Origin of the sequence: Frigoribacterium sp. PhB118, from assembly GCF_003751725.1 — a bacterium.
Lineage (GTDB): Bacteria > Actinomycetota > Actinomycetes > Actinomycetales > Microbacteriaceae > Frigoribacterium.
Genome location: NZ_RKID01000004.1, coordinates 25,343 through 43,173 on the forward strand (window position 1 = coordinate 25,343; position 17,831 = coordinate 43,173).

The 17,831-nt window shown below is 72.4% G+C and carries 17 protein-coding genes; 3 read left to right on the forward strand and 14 right to left on the reverse strand.

The window, feature by feature from the left end; genetic code table 11:
- Positions 1 to 23: 23 nt before the first annotated feature.
- The 3 genes from lepB to EDF21_RS11895 all read right to left on the reverse strand — a co-directional run bounded on the left by lepB (position 24) and on the right by EDF21_RS11895 (position 2,594).
- Positions 24 to 665, reverse strand: a complete 642-nt coding sequence (gene lepB, locus EDF21_RS11885) for a signal peptidase I (RefSeq protein ID WP_233568481.1) — start codon at positions 663 to 665, stop codon at positions 24 to 26.
- 86 nt (positions 666 to 751) lie between these two features.
- The gene (locus tag EDF21_RS11890) at positions 752 to 1,669 is read right to left on the reverse strand and encodes an oxygenase MpaB family protein (RefSeq protein WP_056048531.1); all 918 of its coding nucleotides are present in this window, start codon (positions 1,667 to 1,669) and stop codon (positions 752 to 754) included.
- Positions 1,670 to 1,775: 106 nt separating this feature from the next.
- Positions 1,776 to 2,594, reverse strand: a complete 819-nt coding sequence (locus EDF21_RS11895; protein ID WP_233568482.1) for an SDR family oxidoreductase — start codon at positions 2,592 to 2,594, stop codon at positions 1,776 to 1,778.
- A 123-nt stretch (positions 2,595 to 2,717) separates the two neighbouring features.
- Between EDF21_RS11895 and EDF21_RS11900 the strand changes: the two genes are divergently transcribed.
- On the forward strand, positions 2,718 to 4,400 hold the full coding sequence (locus EDF21_RS11900; protein WP_123571517.1) for a long-chain-fatty-acid--CoA ligase: 1,683 nt from the start codon (positions 2,718 to 2,720) through the stop codon (positions 4,398 to 4,400).
- A gap of 83 nt (positions 4,401 to 4,483) precedes the next feature.
- Here EDF21_RS11900 and EDF21_RS11905 read toward each other — a convergent pair whose 3' ends face one another.
- The 5 genes from EDF21_RS11905 to EDF21_RS11925 form a co-directional block, all read right to left on the reverse strand.
- Positions 4,484 to 4,939, reverse strand: a complete 456-nt coding sequence (locus EDF21_RS11905) for an SRPBCC family protein (RefSeq protein WP_056048541.1) — start codon at positions 4,937 to 4,939, stop codon at positions 4,484 to 4,486.
- A 108-nt stretch (positions 4,940 to 5,047) separates the two neighbouring features.
- Positions 5,048 to 6,511 carry an NAD(P)/FAD-dependent oxidoreductase gene (locus EDF21_RS11910; RefSeq protein WP_123571518.1) on the reverse strand — a complete coding sequence of 488 codons (1,464 nt, stop codon included), beginning with the start codon at positions 6,509 to 6,511 and terminating at the stop codon, positions 5,048 to 5,050.
- Positions 6,508 to 7,518: an SDR family oxidoreductase gene (locus tag EDF21_RS11915; RefSeq protein ID WP_043594173.1), complete on the reverse strand. Its 1,011-nt coding sequence runs from the start codon at positions 7,516 to 7,518 to the stop codon at positions 6,508 to 6,510. Before EDF21_RS11915 ends, EDF21_RS11910 begins: the two co-directional genes overlap by 4 nt.
- A 90-nt stretch (positions 7,519 to 7,608) precedes the next feature.
- Entirely contained in the window at positions 7,609 to 8,442 is an 834-nt protein-coding gene (locus EDF21_RS11920; RefSeq protein ID WP_123571519.1) for a hypothetical protein, read from the reverse strand.
- A 109-nt stretch (positions 8,443 to 8,551) separates the two neighbouring features.
- Complete coding sequence (locus EDF21_RS11925) at positions 8,552 to 9,268, reverse strand: DedA family protein (RefSeq protein WP_123571520.1); 717 nt, start codon at positions 9,266 to 9,268, stop codon at positions 8,552 to 8,554.
- Positions 9,269 to 9,459: 191 nt separating this feature from the next.
- Between EDF21_RS11925 and EDF21_RS11930 the strand changes: the two genes are divergently transcribed.
- Complete coding sequence (locus EDF21_RS11930) at positions 9,460 to 9,786, forward strand: hypothetical protein (RefSeq protein WP_056048554.1); 327 nt, start codon at positions 9,460 to 9,462, stop codon at positions 9,784 to 9,786.
- A gap of 83 nt (positions 9,787 to 9,869) precedes the next feature.
- Positions 9,870 to 11,570 (forward strand): discoidin domain-containing protein, encoded by a 1,701-nt coding sequence (locus EDF21_RS11935; protein ID WP_148053703.1) that lies wholly within the window; start codon positions 9,870 to 9,872, stop codon positions 11,568 to 11,570.
- Positions 11,571 to 11,688: 118 nt separating this feature from the next.
- On the opposite strand, the gene EDF21_RS11940 is transcribed toward EDF21_RS11935, so the two are convergent.
- The 6 genes from EDF21_RS11940 to gatA all read right to left on the reverse strand — a co-directional run bounded on the left by EDF21_RS11940 (position 11,689) and on the right by gatA (position 17,830).
- Positions 11,689 to 12,087 (reverse strand): DUF3054 domain-containing protein, encoded by a 399-nt coding sequence (locus EDF21_RS11940; protein WP_082460565.1) that lies wholly within the window; start codon positions 12,085 to 12,087, stop codon positions 11,689 to 11,691.
- 52 nt (positions 12,088 to 12,139) lie between these two features.
- Positions 12,140 to 12,979, reverse strand: a complete 840-nt coding sequence (locus EDF21_RS11945; protein WP_123571522.1) for a spermidine/putrescine ABC transporter substrate-binding protein — start codon at positions 12,977 to 12,979, stop codon at positions 12,140 to 12,142.
- Positions 12,980 to 13,116: 137 nt separating this feature from the next.
- Entirely contained in the window at positions 13,117 to 13,953 is an 837-nt protein-coding gene (locus tag EDF21_RS11950; RefSeq protein WP_192122713.1) for a DUF3097 domain-containing protein, read from the reverse strand.
- Positions 13,946 to 14,743 (reverse strand): hypothetical protein, encoded by a 798-nt coding sequence (locus EDF21_RS11955; RefSeq protein WP_123571523.1) that lies wholly within the window; start codon positions 14,741 to 14,743, stop codon positions 13,946 to 13,948. The genes EDF21_RS11950 and EDF21_RS11955 overlap by 8 nt, the downstream gene beginning before the upstream one ends.
- A gap of 37 nt (positions 14,744 to 14,780) precedes the next feature.
- The gene (gene gatB, locus EDF21_RS11960; protein ID WP_056048565.1) at positions 14,781 to 16,280 is read right to left on the reverse strand and encodes an Asp-tRNA(Asn)/Glu-tRNA(Gln) amidotransferase subunit GatB; all 1,500 of its coding nucleotides are present in this window, start codon (positions 16,278 to 16,280) and stop codon (positions 14,781 to 14,783) included.
- A complete protein-coding gene (gene gatA / locus EDF21_RS11965; RefSeq protein WP_123571524.1) occupies positions 16,280 to 17,830 on the reverse strand; it encodes an Asp-tRNA(Asn)/Glu-tRNA(Gln) amidotransferase subunit GatA in 1,551 nt (516 codons plus the stop codon). The genes gatB and gatA overlap by 1 nt, the downstream gene beginning before the upstream one ends.
- Between the last annotated feature and the right edge of the window lies 1 nt (position 17,831).

Here is a 17,831-nt window from a genome sequence, read left to right on the forward strand (position 1 = left end):
GTCGGCGGGTCCGGTCGGCGTGGTCAGAGGCCCCGCCACCGGTCGACCGGCCAGCTGACCACGAACGCCCGCCCGATCACGTCGTCGACGGGCACGAAGCCCGCGTAGGGCCCGGTCTGGTGTGCGCGGGAGTCCGCCGACCGGTCGCGGTTGTCGCCGAGCACCCAGAGCGCCCCCTCGGGCACGGTCACGTCGAAGTCGGTCGCCGACGCGCGGGGTCCGCCGTCGGCGAGCGTGAGGTACGGCTCGTCGAGGGCCAGGCCGTTGACGAGCACGTGGCCGTCCGCGTCGCAGCAGCTGACGTGGTCGCCCGGCAGGCCGATGACGCGCTTGACGAGATCCTGACCGGCGTCGTCGCCGTAGCCGAGCCACCCGCCCGGGTCCTCGAAGACGACGATGTCGCCGCGGTGCAACGGCAGGAGTCCGGGTGCCAGCTCGTTGACGATGATCCGGTCGCCGATCATCAGCGTCCGTTCCATCGATCCCGACGGGATGGAGAAGCTGCGCACGAGGAAGGTCCGCACGCCCCAGGACAGCAACAGCCCCACCAGGACGATCGCGAGCAACTCGAGCAGCCACCGGCCCGTGGGGTTCCGGCGGACCCCGGAGGCGCGGGTCCCCTCGCCCTCGTCGGTCGCGTCCGCGAGGGGGCTGCTGTCGGTCACCGGCTCATCCTGTCAGCGCGTGCCCGCGCCCGCCCTCCCCGGTCAGGGGGCCGTGGGGCCACGGTCCCGCTGCCCCGGGTCGTCCGTCAGGCGGCCGTCCACCCGATGCGGTCGAGCCGGGCGAGGGCGTGCTCCTCGGCGACGGGTCGCTTGCCGAGGACTCCCCCGACGCCCGCGAGCATGGCCTGCGCCGGCGCCCGGGTCGGGATGCCGATCGGGCCGACGTGCGGCGCGCGCAGCCCGAGCAACTCGCGGAAGCGCGGCTGCAGCGTGCCCACCGCGCCGTTGAAGAGCACGGGATAACCGACCTTGAGAGCGGGGAAGAGCGGCGGTCGCTTGATGAATTTGACGACGTCGTCGGTGCGCGCGGTGCGCTCGAGCACGCCCCGGCGGTCGAAGTCCATGAGCTGTGACTGCATCTCGGCGACGCTGCGCGGCGGGTTCGGCACGCCCATCAGCTCGCCGGCCGTCGCCCACTCGCGGACGTAGGCGTCGGGCCCCCCGGGGATCGGCTCTCGGCCCCACTCGAGGTAGGCGGCGAGGAACGAGTCGGCGAAGGCCATGTGCACCCAGCTGAGCAGCTCCGGGTCGTTGGCGGCGTAGTCGTGGGTCACGCCGTTCCGGTCGTCGTACGTGCCGACGACCTTCGTGTGCAGGCGTGACACCCAGTTCGACGCGTGGGTGGCGGCCTCGCGGCTGCCGTACGAGACGGTGTAGATCCAGCGGATGGTGCCGGCGAGACGGCCGAGCGGGTCCTCGCGGAAACGCGAGTGGTCGTGGACGCCGGCGAGCGCCCCCGGGTGCAGCGCCTGGACGAGCAGTGCCCGCACGCCGGCGGGGATGGTCGACATGGCGCCGTGCACGGCCCACACCGCCGAGCCCGGCAGGAAGAACCCCTCGTCGTCGCCCTTCTCGAGGTCGGTGACCCACTCGGGCGTGCCCGTGTACTGCCCGTTGAAGGTGTACTGCAGGCGGGCGCGGAGGGGTTCGGTCAGTGCGGGCATGCCTCGATCATGCGCCGCGGTGGCTGGACGCTCGCAGCGGACGCACGCCGCGCCTCCTGCGTCCCGGGGAGGGGCAGGAGGCGCGGCGTGCGACTCGGGGTGGGTCTCAGTTCCCGTGAGCCTCGATCGAGACGGGCTGCCACTCGTTCCAGGTCGCCAGACGCGACTCGTAGTCCTTCGTGGCGATCTCGAGCGGCGCCTTGCCGAAGAAGACGCGCAGCGGCGGCTCGTCGGCGTCGACGACCGTGAGGATCGCGGAACGGGTGGCCGTGGGGTCGCCGGGGTCGGCGGCCGAGGGACGCTTCGACGCGGCCTCACGGACGTCGGCGTAGGCCTCGAGTTCGTCGCTGCGCGAGGCGGAGGGGCCCGACCAGTCGGTCGAGTAGCCGCCGGGCTCGACGAGGGTCACCTTGATGCCGAAGCCCGCGACCTCCTGGGCCAGCGACTGGCTGAAGCCCTCGAGCCCCCATTTCGAGGCGTGGTAGATGCCGACCGTCGGGAAGGCGCTGATGCCGCCGATGCTCGACACCTGGACGATGTGACCCGAGCCCTGCTCGCGCATGATCGGGAGCGCCGCCTGTGACACCCAGAGGGCGCCGAAGAGGTTCGTCTCGAGCTGGGCACGGGCCTCGTCCTCGGTGATCTCCTCGATCATGCCGAAGTGGCCGAAGCCGGCGTTGTTCACGACGACGTCCAGCCGTCCGAAGTGCTCGGCGGCCTTCTGCACCGCGGCGACGTCGGCCGCACGGTCGTTGACGTCGAGCTGGAGGGGCAGGAAGGAGTCGCCGTACGCGTCCACGAGGGGCGTGACGTCGTCGATCTTCCGTGCGGTGCCCGCGACCCTGTCGCCGCGTTCGAGGGCCGCCTCGGCCCATTCGCGGCCGAAGCCCTTGGATGCACCGGTGATGAACCAGACCTTGCTCACGATGTGTCGTTCCTCTCTTCGTGATGTCGAGGACCATGCTGCGCCGCGCCTCCTCGTCCGCGGTCAGGTTGCCAGCCGGCACCGAGCCCACGGGGTACGCCCGGCGGTCGATAGAGTGGCCCGGTGACCACCGACAGCGCTCGTCCCTGGCTCGACTCCTACGCACCCGGCGTGCCGCACGACCTCGAACCGGTCGACGGCTCGCTGCTCGACCTGGTCGAGGCCTCCGCGGCGCGGTACCCCAGGGCGGTGGCGCTCGAGTTCTTCGGGGCGACGACCACCTATTCCGAGCTCGTCGACCAGATCGCGCGGGCGGCCGAGGGGCTGCGCAAGCTCGGGGTCGGCCACGGCGACACCGTCGCGATCGTGTTGCCGAACGGTCCGCAGCACGTCGTCGCGTTCTACGCGGTGCTGCGCCTCGGCGCGATCGTCGTCGAGCACAACCCGCTCTACACGCCGCGCGAGCTGCGTCACCAGTTCGAGGACCACGGCGCCAAGGTGGCCATCGCCTGGAACAAGGTGGTCGAGACCATCCAGGCCTTCCCCGACGACGTGGCCGTCGATCACCTCGTCTCGGTCGACGTCACCCGGGCGATGCCGTTCACCACGCGGGCGGCCCTGGCCCTGCCGATCAAGAAGGCCCGCCAGTCCCGTGAGCGCCTCACGACGACCGTGACGGGCACCACGCCGTGGGAGAAAGTCGTCGGCTCGTCCCGCATCAAGGCGAGGCACCCGCGACCGGCCACCGACGACCTGGCGGTCATCCAGTACACGAGCGGCACCACGGGCGCGCCCAAGGGTGCCCAGCTGACGCACCACAACCTCCTGTCGAACGCCGCGCAGGCCCAGGCCTGGGTGCCGACGATCGAGCGCGGCACCTGCGTCGTCTACGCGGTGCTGCCGATGTTCCACGCGTACGGCCTGACGCTCTGCCTCACCTTCGCGATGAGCATGGGCGCCCGACTCGTGCTCTTCCCGGCCTTCGACCCGGCGCTGGTGCTCAAGGTCATGAAGAAGCACCCGCCGACCTTCCTGCCCGCGGTCCCCCCGATCTACGCCCGTCTGCAGAAGGCCGCCGACGACGCCGGCGTCTCGCTGAAGGGCGTCGACGTCGCGATCTCGGGGGCCATGCCGCTCTCGGCCGACGTCGTCGAGCCGTGGGAGGCCGAGTCCGGCGGCTGGTTGGTCGAGGGCTACGGGCTCTCCGAGTGCTCGCCCGTCCTCATGGCCAACCCCGTCGGTCCGACGCGCCGCGCGGGCACGGTCGGTCTGCCCCTGCCGGGCACCGAGGTGCGCGTCGTCGACCCCGAGAACCCCACGGTCGACGTGGCGGCCGGAGAACGCGGCGAGCTGATCGTCCGTGGCCCGCAGGTCTTCAGCGGGTACTACCGCAAGCCGAAAGAATCGGGCGAGGTCTTCGTCGACGGCGACTGGTTCCGCACCGGCGACATCGTCACCATCGACGACGACGGGTTCGTCCGCATCGTCGACCGCATCAAGGAGCTCATCATCACCGGCGGCTTCAACGTCTCGCCGTCCGAGGTCGAAGAGGTCCTGACCCGGTTCGAGGGCGTCGCCGAAGCAGCGGTCGTGGGTCTGCCCACCCCCGGCGGCGAACAGGTGGCCGCCGCGATCGTCGTGAAGCCGGGCGCCCACGTCGACGTCGCGGCCCTGCGCTCGTTCGCGCGCAAGCACCTCACGCCGTACAAGGTGCCGCGGCGCATCGTCGTCGTCGACGACCTCCCCCGGTCGCTCATCGGCAAGGTGTTGCGCCGCAAGGTACGCGACTCCCTGGCCGAGCGCTGAGACCGGACCCGCGCCTCCTCGACCGGACGACGGTCGGCAGGTGCGGGTCGGTCCACCCGCGGCCGCGGCTCAGGAGGCGCGGCTCAGCTGGGCGAGACGCGATCCGTCATGCGACCCTCGGCCAACCAGGCCAGTCGCTGCAGCGCTTCTCTGTTGCGCCAGTGCAGCGGCGGGTCCATCAGGGCCTTCGGCACCAGCCGACCGGGGCCCGCGACGGCGTACTCGGTCATCGTGACGAAGCAGCCGCCCATGCGGTTGCGCACGTCGATCTCGACCCGGGCCTCGCCCATCGGCCAGCCCCTGGCGTGGAACACGGCCCGGACCGGAGGGTCCCACTCGAGGATGGTCGTCACGTCGTCGATGACCAACGGCCAGACCCCGAACGAGTGGTGGACCCTGGCCTCGACGCTCGGCCAGGTCAGTTCGACCTCGCGGATGCGCGCCGACCCGACGACCCAGCTCGTGAAGAGCCACCCGTCGCTCAGCACGTCGAAGACGTCGTGGGGTGAGGCCTCGATGAAGCGGTGCGTGGTGCTCATCCGTCGATCCTGGCACGGTCCCCGCGCGCCGCGCACCCCGTTGACGCGCCCCTGCCGCCGTGGATCAGATCGGGCGTCGGGCGCCTCCCCCGTCGGGAGTCGACGCGATCAGGAGTCGACTCCGAGGTACGGCAGCCGGTCGATGCCGAACTCGTGCTTCAGGGCGCTGCGCGCGGCGTAGGCGCCACCCAGCCCGTGCACCGAGGGGCCCGGCGGGGTCGAGGACGAGCACAGGTAGAGGCCCGGCGTCGGCGTGCGCCACGGTTCGGTCGACAGCGTCGGCCGTGCCGCCAGCTGCCAGACGCTCGGGGCCCCGGCGGCGATGTCGCCGCCGATGTAGTTGGGGTCGTGCGCTTCGAGGTCGACCGCCGTCCGGCTGTTCGTGGCCAGGATCGTGTCGCGGAACCCCGGCGCGAAGCGCTCGATGCCGGCGATGACGGTCTCGGTCTGGTCGACCGTGGACCCGCGCGGCACGTGCGTGTACGCCCACAGGGCCTGCTGACCGTCGGGGGCGCGCGTGCCGTCGACCACGCCCGCCTGGGCCACCAGGACGTACGGCGTGCGGGCGTGTCGACCCGAGGCGACGTCGTGCTCTCCCGAGGCGATCTCGGCCCGCGTCCCCCCGAGGTGCAGCGTGGGGCTGCGCCGGGCCTCGTCGTTCGCCCAGGGCACCGGCCCCGACAGCGCGAAGTCGACCTTGGCCGCCGCGTTCCCGTACCGGAAGCGCCGCAGGGCGCGCTCGTACCGGTCGGGCAGACGACTGCCCGCGATGTCGGCCAGGGCACGGGCGCTCGTGTCGAAGATCGTGGCCTTCGCCCTCGGCAGCTCGTCGATCGACGTGACGTCCACGCCCGTCGTGATGGTGCCTCCGTGGGCCAGGACGTCGTCGGCCATGGCGTCGACGATCGACTGGCTGCCACCGGTCGGCACCGGCCAGCCCCGGGCGTGCGCGTGGACGGCCAGGACGAGCCCGGCGGCCGAGGTCGACAGGCTCGGCATCGGGCGGATCGCGTGGGCCATCACCCCGGCGAGCATGGCGGGGGCCTCGTCACCCGAGAACCCGGCGTTCCACCAGGGGCCGCTCTGTGACAGGGCGGCCAGACCGAAGCGCGCGAGGGTCACCGGGTCGTCCGGCACCCGGACGAGCTCGCGCATCGTGAACTTCGCCATGCGGGGCTCGGTCTCGACCAGACCCCGGAGGAGGCGCGCCCAGGCGGCCCCGTCGGCACCGAGCCCGTCCGCCGTCCGGTCGAGGTCACGGTAGGCGATGCCGGCACGTCCGCCGTCGAGCGGGTGGGCGTACGAGATGTCGGGGACCGTCAGCTCGATCCGGCGGTCGAGTTGAAACCGCTGGAAGAACCCCGAGGCGAGGGCCATGGGGTGCACGGCCGAACAGATGTCGTGGCGGAAGCCCGGCAGGGTCGCCTCCTGCGTGCGCGCTCCCCCACCGATCGTGTCGGCCCGTTCGACGACCTCGACGCGGAGACCGACCCGAGCGAGCACCACGGCCGCCGCGAGACCGTTGGGCCCCGCACCGACGACGACCGCGTCCACCTCGGGCGCGGCGCTCATGCCCGACGCCCGCGGGTCACCCGACCCACCACGGCGGCGGTGGCGGCCGCGGACGCCCCCACCACGGCCCCCACGGTCAGGGCGCGGTTGCGGGTGTACCAGACCTGCGGACTCGTGGTGCGCGCGCGGTCGCTGAAGATGCCACGAGCCCCGTGGTCACCGGCCGTGGGCTCGTAGAGGTTGTCGGGCAGCATGGGCTCGCTCTTGTCGGGAGCCTGCTGGCCGGAGTACCCGCTCTTGGCGAGGTAGACGTCGAGGAAGTTCGCGACGAACCGGTTGCCGAGCACCGTCATGACGGTGGGCTCGCCGAGCCAGGTCCGGCGACGCGGCTTGTCGGCGACGTCGGCGATCGCCCGGGCCCCGACCTCGGGTTCGAAGATGGGCGGCACGGGCTGGGGGTGCTCGGGCAGGGTCGAGCGCACCCAGTTGAACTGGATGGTGTTGAGGGCCGGCATGTCGACCGTGCTGATCCGCACCGAGCTCTTGTTGTGGATCAACTCGGTCGTCACCGACTCGGTGAAGCCCTGCACGGCGTGCTTCGCGCCGCAGTACGAAGCCTGGAGCGGGATGCCTCGGTGGGCGAGCGCCGATCCCACCTGGATGACCTGCCCGCGGTCGCGGGGCACCATGCGTGACAGGGCCGCACGAGTGCCGTTGACGAAGCCGAAGTAGTTGACGGCCGTGGCCCGCTCGAAGTCGTCGGGGTCCGTCTCGAGGAACTCGCCGAACACACCGACCATGGCGTCGTTGACCCAGAGGTCGATCGGCCCGAGCTCGGCCTCGACGCGATCGGCGGCCGACTCGACCTGGGCGCGATCGGCCACGTCGGTCGAGATGCCCAGCGCGCGGCGACCGGCGGCCTCGACGTCCCGGACGGCCCCGTCGAGGCCGTCCTGTCCCCGAGCGAGGATCGCGACGTCCCATCCGCGCGCGGCGAGCTCTCGGACGGTGGCCCGGCCGAGTCCCGCGGACCCTCCGGTGACGACGGCGGTTCTCGTGCTGGTCATGGTGCTCCCTCGGGCCTATAGGCGGATCGTGGACGGACCCCCGACGCTAGTCCGCGACCGGAGGTCCGTCCCGGGGGTGATGCCCAGGTGTCAGATGTCGAAGCCTCCGCCGAAGTCCCCTCCCCCGAAGTCGCCTCCCCCGAAGTCCCCGAAACCCCCGCCGGAGTCGCCGGCCCCGTCGGCACCGAAGTCGCCGCCGCCGTCGCTCGCCGTCTCGGTGCCGGCGTCGGCACCGCCGTCCGCGCCGCCGTCGCCCTCGGAGCCCTGGTCGCCGCCGGCGTCGTCACCCGCGCCTCCGTCCGCCGTCGCCCCGGCGTCGGGCAGGAACGCGCTCATCAAGGTCGACCCGATGACGTAACCGGCCACCGTGCCCAGGATCGACCCGCCGATGATCGAACCCATGCCGGGGCCCTGACGGAGGGGCTGGCCGTTCGGCCCGACCTGCTGCCGTCCGTCCGGGCCGCCGCCGAGGGTGCGCTCGAGGGTCCCGGGTCGTCGCAGCTCGGACCGGGTGGCGGCCTGGGCGAGCGAGCCGGCGTCGTCGCCGCGCGGTGCCTCGCCGGGGCTCGACTCGGCCGTCAGCTGGTCGAAGACGAGACGGCGTTGTTCGGGGCTGAGCTTCGCGAACGCCTCGGCGTGCACCTGCTCGATGGTCTCGGGCGGGGCGGTCTTCAGCAGGTAGCGGTACCGCTCGACGGCGATCTCGTCGTCGCTGCGGGCCGGTCCGGTGCCGGCCGACGAGGCCGGGACCGGCGACTGCTGGCCGTAGCCCTGCTGGTCGTACCCCTGCTGGCCGTACCCCTGCTGCGGGGCGGCGGGCTGCTCGTAGCTCTGCTGCCCGTACCGGTAGCCCTGCGGAGCGGAGGGCTGCTGCGGCTGGCCCTGCTGCGGCTCGCGGCCGAGGAGGCGGTCGAGGAATCCCATGGTGGTGTCCTGTCGGATCGTGTGCTCGGTGCCGCACGCGGGGCGCGACGTCGGTCTGCCCACCACGGTACGGACTGTCCCGGCCCGCCGCCTGGACGGCGACGGAACGTCAGCCGCGAACGTCCTGATCAACGGCGTCACGCGACGCGTCGTCGACGCCGGCTCGACGGCGGCGCACCGACCGGACGACGAGGAACACCACGACGCCCGCGATGGCGGCGTACACGACGTAGTCCAGGTACTTCGCGTACCGGTCGATGAGCTCGTACTGGGTGCCGAGGGCGGCGCCCAACCCGATCAACAGCCCGTTCCAGAGGCCGCTGCCCACGATCGTGAAGACCGAGAAGACCAGCAGGGGCATGCGCTCGGCACCGGCGGGAAGCGAGATGAGGCTGCGCACGCCCGGGATGAACCGGCCGAAGAACACCGCGGACCGCCCGTGGCGCTCGAACCAACCGGCCGCCTTCTCGAAGTCGTGGCGGTCGACCAGCGGCAGCTTGGCCAGCCACCGGATGCTGCGGTCGAGGCCGAGACCGGCCCCGAGCCCGTAGAGGACCAGGGCGCCCAGGTAGGCGCCGAGGGTGCTCAGCGCGATCAACAGCACGATGTTCATCGACCCGGCGCCGGCCAGGAACCCGGCCAGCGGCAGGATGACCTCGCTGGGGATCGGCGGGAACACGGTCTCGACGAAGGTCAGCAGGGCGACGCCCCACTCGCCGAGGGCGTCGATGACGCGGGCGGCGAACCCGACGAGGCCGTCGAGGTCGGCGACGACGTCCTGGCTCGAGGACGAGGAGGCGCGGAGGACGAGGGCTGTCGAGGTCATGGGTCCCAGGTGGTCGGTCGGGCGCTCGGGGGCGCAACGGATCGGCAGCCCCGAGTATGGCGGGGCAGCCTGCGCGTCCGCCCACAACGCCCGGGTGGGCTGCGCCTGACGGGGAACACCGCATCGCTTGCTACATTGACCTGTGTCGGCTTGGTTTCCGACGCCGGACACACTCACGAAACAGGACCCCAATGGGATCGCTCATCTACGGAACCTCGGGCATCGAGGTCGAGTTCGAGGACCGCGTGCTCGAACACCTCCAGATTGTCATCGCCACCAAGCTGCGTCGCCGCGAGTCGTTCTTCTTCTCGTGGCGCGACACGCAGAAGGTCGGTGACGGTCGCAGCAGCATCTGGCTGGACGCCGGCATCCCGCTCTACTTCAAGTACTCCGGCGGCCGGGTGCCGTCGATCAACCGTGACTGGCTCACCGAGCTGACGGCCTCGTCGAACAGCTCGTCCGGCCTCGTCCTCACCGACGAGCCCAGTCTCGACAACAGCGCCAAACGACGCGGCTGACCCGCGCCTCCCCCCTTTCGAGGCGTTGACCCGGTTCGGGTCCGTTCCGTACCGTGGGCCCGACGGCGACGGAGGGGGCGGTCATGCAGGGTGCCAGGCGCGCGAGCGCGGGCCGACTCGCGATCGCCACGATGGTGACGGCCGGCCTGGTCGCGGCCCTCGTGACGGCCCAGGCCCCCGTCGCGGCGCGGGCCTCGGACGCCGTCCTCTCGCAGGGACGCAGTGCGGGGGCCTCCTCGGTCGCCTCACGGTCCACCCCGGCAGCGGCCGCGGTGGACGGCGACGGGCGGACGGGTTGGAGGAGCGCGCGGGCGGGCTCGCAGTGGTTGCAGGTCAGCATCGGACCGCAGGTCGATGTGTCGCAGGTCTCGCTGCAGTGGGGTGACGCCCCGGCGACGGCCTACGAGGTCCAGATCTCGTCGACCGGCAAGACCTGGCGCACGCTGGCGTCGACGACCCGGGGTGACGGCGGCACGGACACGTACGACGTGGCCGGGACGGGGAGGCACGTCCGGGTGCTCGCGACGGTCTCGGTTACGGGCACGGGGTACTCGCTGTCCGAACTGACGGTGCGTGGGTCCCGGACCGGGTCGTCGTCCGCCACCCCGGGCGTCCGACTCGCCGGTGGTGCCGGCTCGTGGCACCTCGAGGTCGACGGGCGGCCCTTCACGGTCGAGGGGGTCACCTACGGCGCCCCCGCCGCCGAGGCGGCCACCCACTTCCCCGACATCGCCTCGATGGGCGCCAACACGGTCCGCACCTGGGGCACCGACACGGGCTCGGGGCGCCTCTTCGACGCCGCGTCGGCGTCCGGTCTCCATGTCGTCGCCGGCCTGTGGCTCGACCACGGCGTCGACTACGTCGGCGACACCGCCTACAAGACGGCCACCCTGGCGAGCATCCGCTCGACCGTGGCCGCCTACCGGGATCGGCCGAGCCTCCTGGCCTGGGACGTGGGCAACGAGGTGATGCTGGGGCAGGGCGAGACCCAACGGGTCGCCTACGCCCGCTTCGTCGACGAGGTCGCCCGGACGATCCACTCGATCGACCCGGGCCACCCCGTCACCTCGACCGACGCCTGGATCGGCGCCCTCTCGTACTACGAGGAGCACGCTCCGTCGCTCGACTTCTACTCGGTCAACTCGTACGGCGGTGTCGGGTACCTCGAGGACGGGTGGATCTCCGGCGGTTACACCAAGCCCTACCTGGTGACCGAGACCGGTCCGGCCGGCTCGTGGGAGGTCCCCGACGACGCGAACGGCATCCCGCTCGAACCCGGCGACGAGGCCAAGGCCCGGGCCTACACCGCCGCGTGGCAGGCCGTCCTGTCCCATCCCGGCGTCGCCCTCGGGGCCACCGTCTTCAACTACGGCCTCGAGAACGACGAGCCCGGCGTCTGGTTGAACCTCCGGACCGACGGTCTCCGTCGGCTGTCGTACTTCGCGGTCCAACGCGCCTACGGCGGGGAGGCGCCCACCAACACGTCGCCCGTCGTGCGCTCCATGACGCTGTCCCCGGCCTCGGGAGTGCGCCCGGGCACACCCGTCACGCTGACGACCTCGGTGACCGACCCCGACGGCGACCCCGTGACCTACCGGGTCTACGCCACGAGCCGGTACGTCGACGGGGACGAGTCCCTCCGGCCGTTGCCGGCGACCACCACGGGGCCGGGGACCATGACGGTGCAGGCCCCGTCCCGCCCCGGGGTGTGGAAGATCTACGTCTACGCGCTCGACGGCCGGGGCAACGTGGGCATCGAGGCGCGCTCGGTCCGCGTCGTCTGACGTCCCCGCGTCGTCCGACGTCTCCGCGCCGTCTGACGTGCCCGCGTCGCCTGACGTGCCCGCGCCGTCTGACGTGCCCGCGTCGTCGAACGTCGCTGCGTCGTCTGACGTCCCCGCGTCAGCGGCGGACGAGTGCGGCGACCGCTCGCCACCCCACGACGAACACGCCGAGCACGACGACGGTCACGACGACGAAGCTGACCTGCACACCCTGACCGCTCACCACACGGAGCAGCACGCCGATCACGGCGGTGGAGACCCAGACGACCGCTCCCGAGCGGACGGCCGACAGCGGCCAGCGGACGCCGGTCACGCTCGCCCAGCCGACGACCGAGCCGACCACGAACGGCCACAGCGTGCCGAGCAGGCCGGGCAGGTCAAGGCCTTCGGCGTGGCTGCGACGGCCGATGACGACGAAGGCCAGGACCGCGACGAGGTCGACGACGATCGGCCACCAGGCCGGGCCGACCTCCCGCCGCCGGGTCGTCGGGGACGAGGTCGGGCTGGGGCGGGTCATCTCGGTGTCCTCTCGTGACGTCGGCACGCGCCGCGGACCGGGTCGCTCGGGTTCAGCGCGACCGCGGCTGCTCGAGTGCGCGCGACAACTCTGCCAGCAGTTCGTCGACCTGGGGGGCCACGAGGCGGTCGAGGGCCTCGGCGATGCGCGGACGGTGCTGCACCAGGGCCAGGCACAGGCTCGTGCCGACGGACTCGGCGTGGTCGCCCGCCAGGGTGATCTCGTGTCGCAGTGCGGCCTTGGCCTCGTCCGAGTACTCGGGCTCGGGTCGCGGGACCGGACCCGGTCGGTGTTCCGATCCGGCGGCCGGACGAGGATCGTCGAGCAGGGGCGCGTCGGTCGGCGTCGCCGAGTCGGGCGGCAGCAGCCAGCCGTCGAGGTCGTCGGGGTCGAACGACGCGGCCGCGACGTCGGGCTCGGTCGTGGAGGTGGCTCCGGTGGACCGGCCCACGACGGTCGGGTCGGGCGGGACGATGCCGGCGTCGGCCGGCATCCCCGCGAGCCCGGCGAGCGTGAAGAGGAACGGCTGGCCCGGTTCGGGTTCGGGGTCGAGATCGAGACCCTGGAACTCGGGGTCGAGACCCTGCTCGGGTCGGTAGCCCCGCGCCTCCTGGGCCTCGGCCAGTCGCAGCTCGCGCGTGACGAGCGGGAGGTTGCGGGCCGTGTACTCGTCGACGTCGTCGTCGACGATCTGCCGCATCCGGTTCAGCAGCGCGTGCTGGACGGCGTGCGGCACGTCGTGATCGAATCCGGCGGCGGTGGCGACGGGCGAGCCGAGGCACATCCGACACGGTCGCGTGCGACCGCGGGCGGTGCCGATGTGCCACCGGGGCAGCCAGCGCAGCCAGGCGTCGACGGCAGAGCTCACACGTCCCTCGATCTGCTCGGCCATGCCTCGAATCTAGGGCGAAAAGCGGCCGGGACGCCGACACGCCCGGGCGATTCCCGGGGATCGAGGTGTCCGAGCAGCCCGGCGGAGCCGACGGCGGTGCGCGAGTCGGGCCGCGTCCCTGGCGTCGACGCCGGGACTCAGCCCGACGTGACGAAGTCGATGAGTTCTTCGACCCGGCCCAGCACCGACGGCTCGAGGTCGGCATAGCTCCGCACGCGCGACAGGATGTGCTGCCAGGCCCGCGCGATGTCCGCCTGGTCCTCGTGCGGCCAGCCCATGGCCTCGCACACGCCGTGCTTCCACTCGACCGATCGGGGCACGACCGGCCAGGCCTCGACACCGAGCCGCCCCGGCTTGACGGCCTGCCAGACGTCGACGAACGGGTGCCCGACCACCAACACGTGGCGGCCGAGCGGACTTCGGGCGATGCCCTCGGCGACCCGGCTCTCTTTCGAGCCCGGCACCAGGTGGTCGACGAGCACGCCGACGCGTCGCTCGGGCCCCGGCCGGAAGTCGCGGAGCACGTCGGCCAGGTGGTCGACGCCCTCGAGGTACTCGACGACGACGCCCTCGACCCGCAGGTCGGAGCCCCAGACCTTCTCGACCAGCTCGGCGTCGTGCCGCCCCTCGACGAAGATGCGACTCTGACGGGCGACCCGGGCCTTGGCCCCCTCGACGGCGAACGAGCCGGACGCCGTGCGCGCCCGACCCTGAGGCGCCGCCCGCGGCACCCGCAGCGCCACGGGGGCGCCGTCGATCGAGAACGAGCCCGACATCGGGAAGGCCCGCACCCGGCCCTTCCAGTCCTCGAGCTCGACGGTGCCGGCCTCGACGCGGACGATCGCGCCCGTGAAGCCCGACCGGACCTCTTCCACCACGAGGTCGCGGACCGCGTCGGTCGGCGTCGGCGCCGGCTTCGTCGAGCGCTTCCAGTCGCCGGCGAGCACGTCGGCACCGTACCGGTCGTCATCCACGGGGGCCTCCGGAGCGTGGTCGGGGTTGGTAGGGGCGGGGTGGGCCCTTTCGCGGGCCGTCGGCGGGTGCGGTCTCGGGACGCCCGGACGTGCGGCCCGGCCGGGGGGACGGAGCAGGAGGCGCGGTGCCGCTCCGTGGAGTCGCCTCGGTCGGGCGCTGGCTCACCTTCGGCGGACGCGCCGCCGACGCGTCGGGCTTCGGGAGCGCGACGCGGGTGGAGGACGGTGACGACGCGACCCGCGCCTCGCGGTCCGATGCGGCCGTGCGGACCGCGACGCCCGCCGGGGTCGGCGTGAAGCCGACCGTGAACACCCAGATCAGACCACCCAGGACGAAGAGCACGAACGCGGCCGACACGGCCGCGGGCAGCCACCAGGCCGCGAGGGGCCCACCCTGCGAGACGAGGGCCAGGACGAACAGCGCCGCGACGAACCACAGGGAGGCGCTGGTCGCCACCGCGAGGTAGCGCTGGTACCGGCGCCTCATCTCGGCCCGGTTGGCCGGGTTCTTCCAGAAGGCGGCGTGCGGGACGAGCACGTGGCGGGCGGGCGTGACCGCGAGGAACAGAGCCGACACCGACCAGGTCACGACGATGCCGACCACGAGCACGGCGCCGAGGAGGACGAGGTCGTCACGGCTCGCCGCGAACGCCGATCCACCCGTCTCGCTGAGGTGGACCATCACGACCCGGCCGGGCAGGACGCGCGAGGCCACCGCGAGCGTCACGAGCACGCCGACGAGGGCGACGGCCACGGGCACGGCGGGGCGCAGACGCGCGACGAGGTTCATCGTGCGCCGCTCCCTGCCGCGGCCGTGGTCACGTCGATCAGGCCTGCGCCCGCTCGAGCACCAGCTCGCGGACGCGCGCGGCGTCCGCCTGCCCCTTCATGGCCTTCATGACGGCGCCGATGACGGCACCGGCGGCCTGGACCTTGCCGTCGCGGATCTTCGCCAGCACGTCGGGCTGACCGGCCAGGGCCTCGTCGATGGCGGCGATGAGCGCGCCGTCGTCCGAGACGACCTTCAGCCCGCGGGCCTCGACGACCTCGGACGGGCTGCCCTCGCCGGCGACAACGCCCTCGAGCACCTGACGGGCCAGTCGGTCGGTCAGCTCGCCGCTCTCGACGAGCGCGATGAGTTCGCTGACGTGCAGGGGCGACACGAGGCTCGAGGCCTCGACGCCCTGCGCGTTGGCGAGGCGGGCGATCTCGCCGGTCCACCACTTGCGTGCGGCCTGGGGTGAGGCACCCGCGGCGACGGTCTCGACGAGCTCGGTGAGCAGGCCGGAGTTCACGACGTCCTGGAACTCGAGGTCGGCGAACCCCCACTCGGACTTGAGCCGGCGACGCTGGGCGACCGGCGCCTCGGGGAGGGCCAGACGCAGTTCTTCGACGAGCTCGCGAGGAGGGACGACGGGCAGCAGGTCGGGCTCGGGGAAGTACCGGTAGTCGTCGGCGTCGCTCTTGGGGCGGCCCGCCGAGGTGCGACCGGTGTCTTCGTGCCAGTGGCGCGTCTCTTGCGTGATGGTGCCGCCCGCGGCGAGGATCGCGGCCTGACGCTGGATCTCGTAGCGGACCGCGCGCTCGACCGAACGGAACGAGTTGACGTTCTTGGTCTCGGTGCGGGTGCCGAGCTTCTCCTGCCCGTGCGGACGCAGGGAGACGTTCGCGTCGCAGCGCAGGTTGCCGCGCTCCATGCGGGCCTCGCTGACGCCGAGGGCCCGCACGATGTCACGGATGGTCGACACGTAGGCCGCACCCAGCTCGGGGCCCTTGGCGCCCGCCCCGATGATCGGCTTGGTGACGATCTCGACGAGCGGGATGCCGGCGCGGTTGTAGTCGACGAGGGAGTACTCGGCGCCCTGGATGCGACCGGTCGACCCGCCGACGTGCGTCAGCTTGCCGGCGTCCTCTTCCATGTGGGCGCGCTCGATCGGGATCGCGAAGACGGTCCCGTCCGGCAGCTCGACCTCGACCTCGCCCTCGAACGCGATGGGTTCGTCGAACTGGCTGACCTGGTAGTTCTTGGGGTTGTCGGGGTAGAAGTAGTTCTTGCGGGCGAAGCGCGAGCTCTCGGCGATCGAGCAGCCCAGGGCCAAGCCGAGGCTGATCGAGTAGCGCACGGCCTGCTCGTTGACCACCGGCAGCGACCCGGGCAGACCCAGGTCGACCGGGGTGACGTTGGTGTTGGGCTCGCCACCGAAGAAGTTCGGGGCGTCCGAGAACATCTTGGTCTTGGTCGCGAGCTCTACGTGGACCTCGAAGCCGAGGACGACCTCGAACTGCTCGAGGGCCTTCTCGTAGTCCATCAGGTCTGCCTTGGCCATCAGATGACTCCCTCGGTGGCGGCGGTCTGCTCGGTCGCGCTCAGGTCGGGCGCGCGCGAGATGAGCGTGTGGCCCCAGCCCTGCTCGAGCAGCTGCTCGAGGGCGGCACCGTAGGTGTAGAGGCGGGCGTCGCCGCGCGCGGGGGCCATGAACTGCAACCCCGTCGGCAGCCCGTCCTCGGCGGCCAGGCCCATCGGCACCGTGATGCCGGGGATGCCGGCCAGGTTGGCCGGGATCGTCGTGATGTCGTTGAGGTACATGGCCAGCGGATCGTCGATCTTCTCGCCGAGCCGGAACGCCGTGGTGGGCGCGGACGGCGAGACGAGGACGTCGACCTGGTCGAACGCCGCCGCGAAGTCGCGCTGCACGAGGGTGCGCACCTTCTGCGCGCTGCCGTAGTAGGCGTCGTAGTAGCCCGCGCTCAGCGCGTAGGTGCCGAGGATGATGCGGCGCTTCACCTCGGGGCCGAAGCCGGCCTCGCGGGTGGCGGCCATGACGTCCTCGACGGTGCCGCCTCCCTCGGGGACGACCCGTAGGCCGAAGCGCACCGAGTCGAACTTGGCGAGGTTGCTCGACGCCTCGGCCGGCAGGATCAGGTAGTAGGCGCTGATCGCGTGCTCGAAGCTGGGGGCCGAGATCTCGACGATCTCGGCACCGGCCGCGCTCATGAGCTCGAGGGCCTCGGCGAAGCGGGCCTTGACGCCGGCCTGGAAGCCCTCGCCGTTCAGCTCGCGGACGACTCCGATGCGGACGCCCCGCAGGGCACCGCCAGCGAGACCGGTGCGGGCCGCCTCGGTGAACGAGGGCCAGACGTCGCGCAGCGAGGTGGAGTCGCGGGGGTCGTGCCCGGTGATGACGTCGTGCAGCATGGCGCTGTCGAGCACCGTGCGGCTGACCGGGCCGACCTGGTCGAGCGAGCTGGCCAGGGCGATCGCGCCGTAGCGGCTGACCGACCCGTAGGTCGGCTTGACCCCGACGGTGCCGGTGACGGCACCGGGCTGGCGGATGGACCCGCCGGTGTCGCTGCCGAGGGCGAGGGGCGCCTCGAAGGCGGCGACGGCCGCCGCGGAGCCGCCACCCGAGCCACCGGGGATGCGGTCGAGCGACCAGGGGTTGTGCGTCGGTCCGTAGGCCGAGAACTCGGTCGACGAGCCCATCGCGAACTCGTCCATGTTGGTCTTGCCGAGAGGGACGAGGTCGGCCGCGCGCAGCTTGGCGACGACGGTGGCGTCGTACGGCGGCACCCAACCCTCGAGGATCTTGCTGCCGGAGGTCGACGGCATGTCGATCGTGCAGAGGACGTCCTTGATGGCGATCGGGACGCCGGCGAGCGGGCCGAGGGCCTCGCCCGCGGCGCGGCGGCGGTCGACGTCGGCCGCCGTGTCGAGTGCGGCCGTGCTGACGTGCAGGAAGGCGTGGACGTCCCCGTCGACCGCCTCGATGCGGTCGAGGTGGGCGCGCGTGACGTCGACCGACGACACGTCGCCGGCGGCGAGGCGGGTCGACAGCTCGGCGGCGGACAGGTGGACGAGCGAGGTGGTGTCGGTCATG

Excerpts from the sequence above, each read along its gene's own strand:
- EDF21_RS11925 (WP_123571520.1), bottom strand. The coding sequence starts at position 9,268 with ATGACCTCGACAGCCCTCGTCCTCCGCGCCTCCTCGTCCTCGAGCCAG.
- EDF21_RS11920 (WP_123571519.1), bottom strand. The coding sequence starts at position 8,442 with ATGGGATTCCTCGACCGCCTCCTCGGCCGCGAGCCGCAGCAGGGCCAG.
- EDF21_RS11915 (WP_043594173.1), bottom strand. The coding sequence starts at position 7,518 with ATGACCAGCACGAGAACCGCCGTCGTCACCGGAGGGTCCGCGGGACTC.
- EDF21_RS11935 (WP_148053703.1), top strand. The coding sequence starts at position 9,870 with ATGCAGGGTGCCAGGCGCGCGAGCGCGGGCCGACTCGCGATCGCCACG.
- EDF21_RS11910 (WP_123571518.1), bottom strand. The coding sequence starts at position 6,511 with ATGAGCGCCGCGCCCGAGGTGGACGCGGTCGTCGTCGGTGCGGGGCCC.
- EDF21_RS11940 (WP_082460565.1), bottom strand. The coding sequence starts at position 12,087 with ATGACCCGCCCCAGCCCGACCTCGTCCCCGACGACCCGGCGGCGGGAG.
- gatA (WP_123571524.1), bottom strand. The coding sequence starts at position 17,830 with ATGACCGACACCACCTCGCTCGTCCACCTGTCCGCCGCCGAGCTGTCG.
- EDF21_RS11890 (WP_056048531.1), bottom strand. The coding sequence starts at position 1,669 with ATGCCCGCACTGACCGAACCCCTCCGCGCCCGCCTGCAGTACACCTTC.
- EDF21_RS11930 (WP_056048554.1), top strand. The coding sequence starts at position 9,460 with ATGGGATCGCTCATCTACGGAACCTCGGGCATCGAGGTCGAGTTCGAG.
- EDF21_RS11945 (WP_123571522.1), bottom strand. The coding sequence starts at position 12,979 with ATGGCCGAGCAGATCGAGGGACGTGTGAGCTCTGCCGTCGACGCCTGG.
- EDF21_RS11955 (WP_123571523.1), bottom strand. The coding sequence starts at position 14,743 with ATGAACCTCGTCGCGCGTCTGCGCCCCGCCGTGCCCGTGGCCGTCGCC.
- gatB (WP_056048565.1), bottom strand. The coding sequence starts at position 16,280 with ATGGCCAAGGCAGACCTGATGGACTACGAGAAGGCCCTCGAGCAGTTC.
- EDF21_RS11905 (WP_056048541.1), bottom strand. The coding sequence starts at position 4,939 with ATGAGCACCACGCACCGCTTCATCGAGGCCTCACCCCACGACGTCTTC.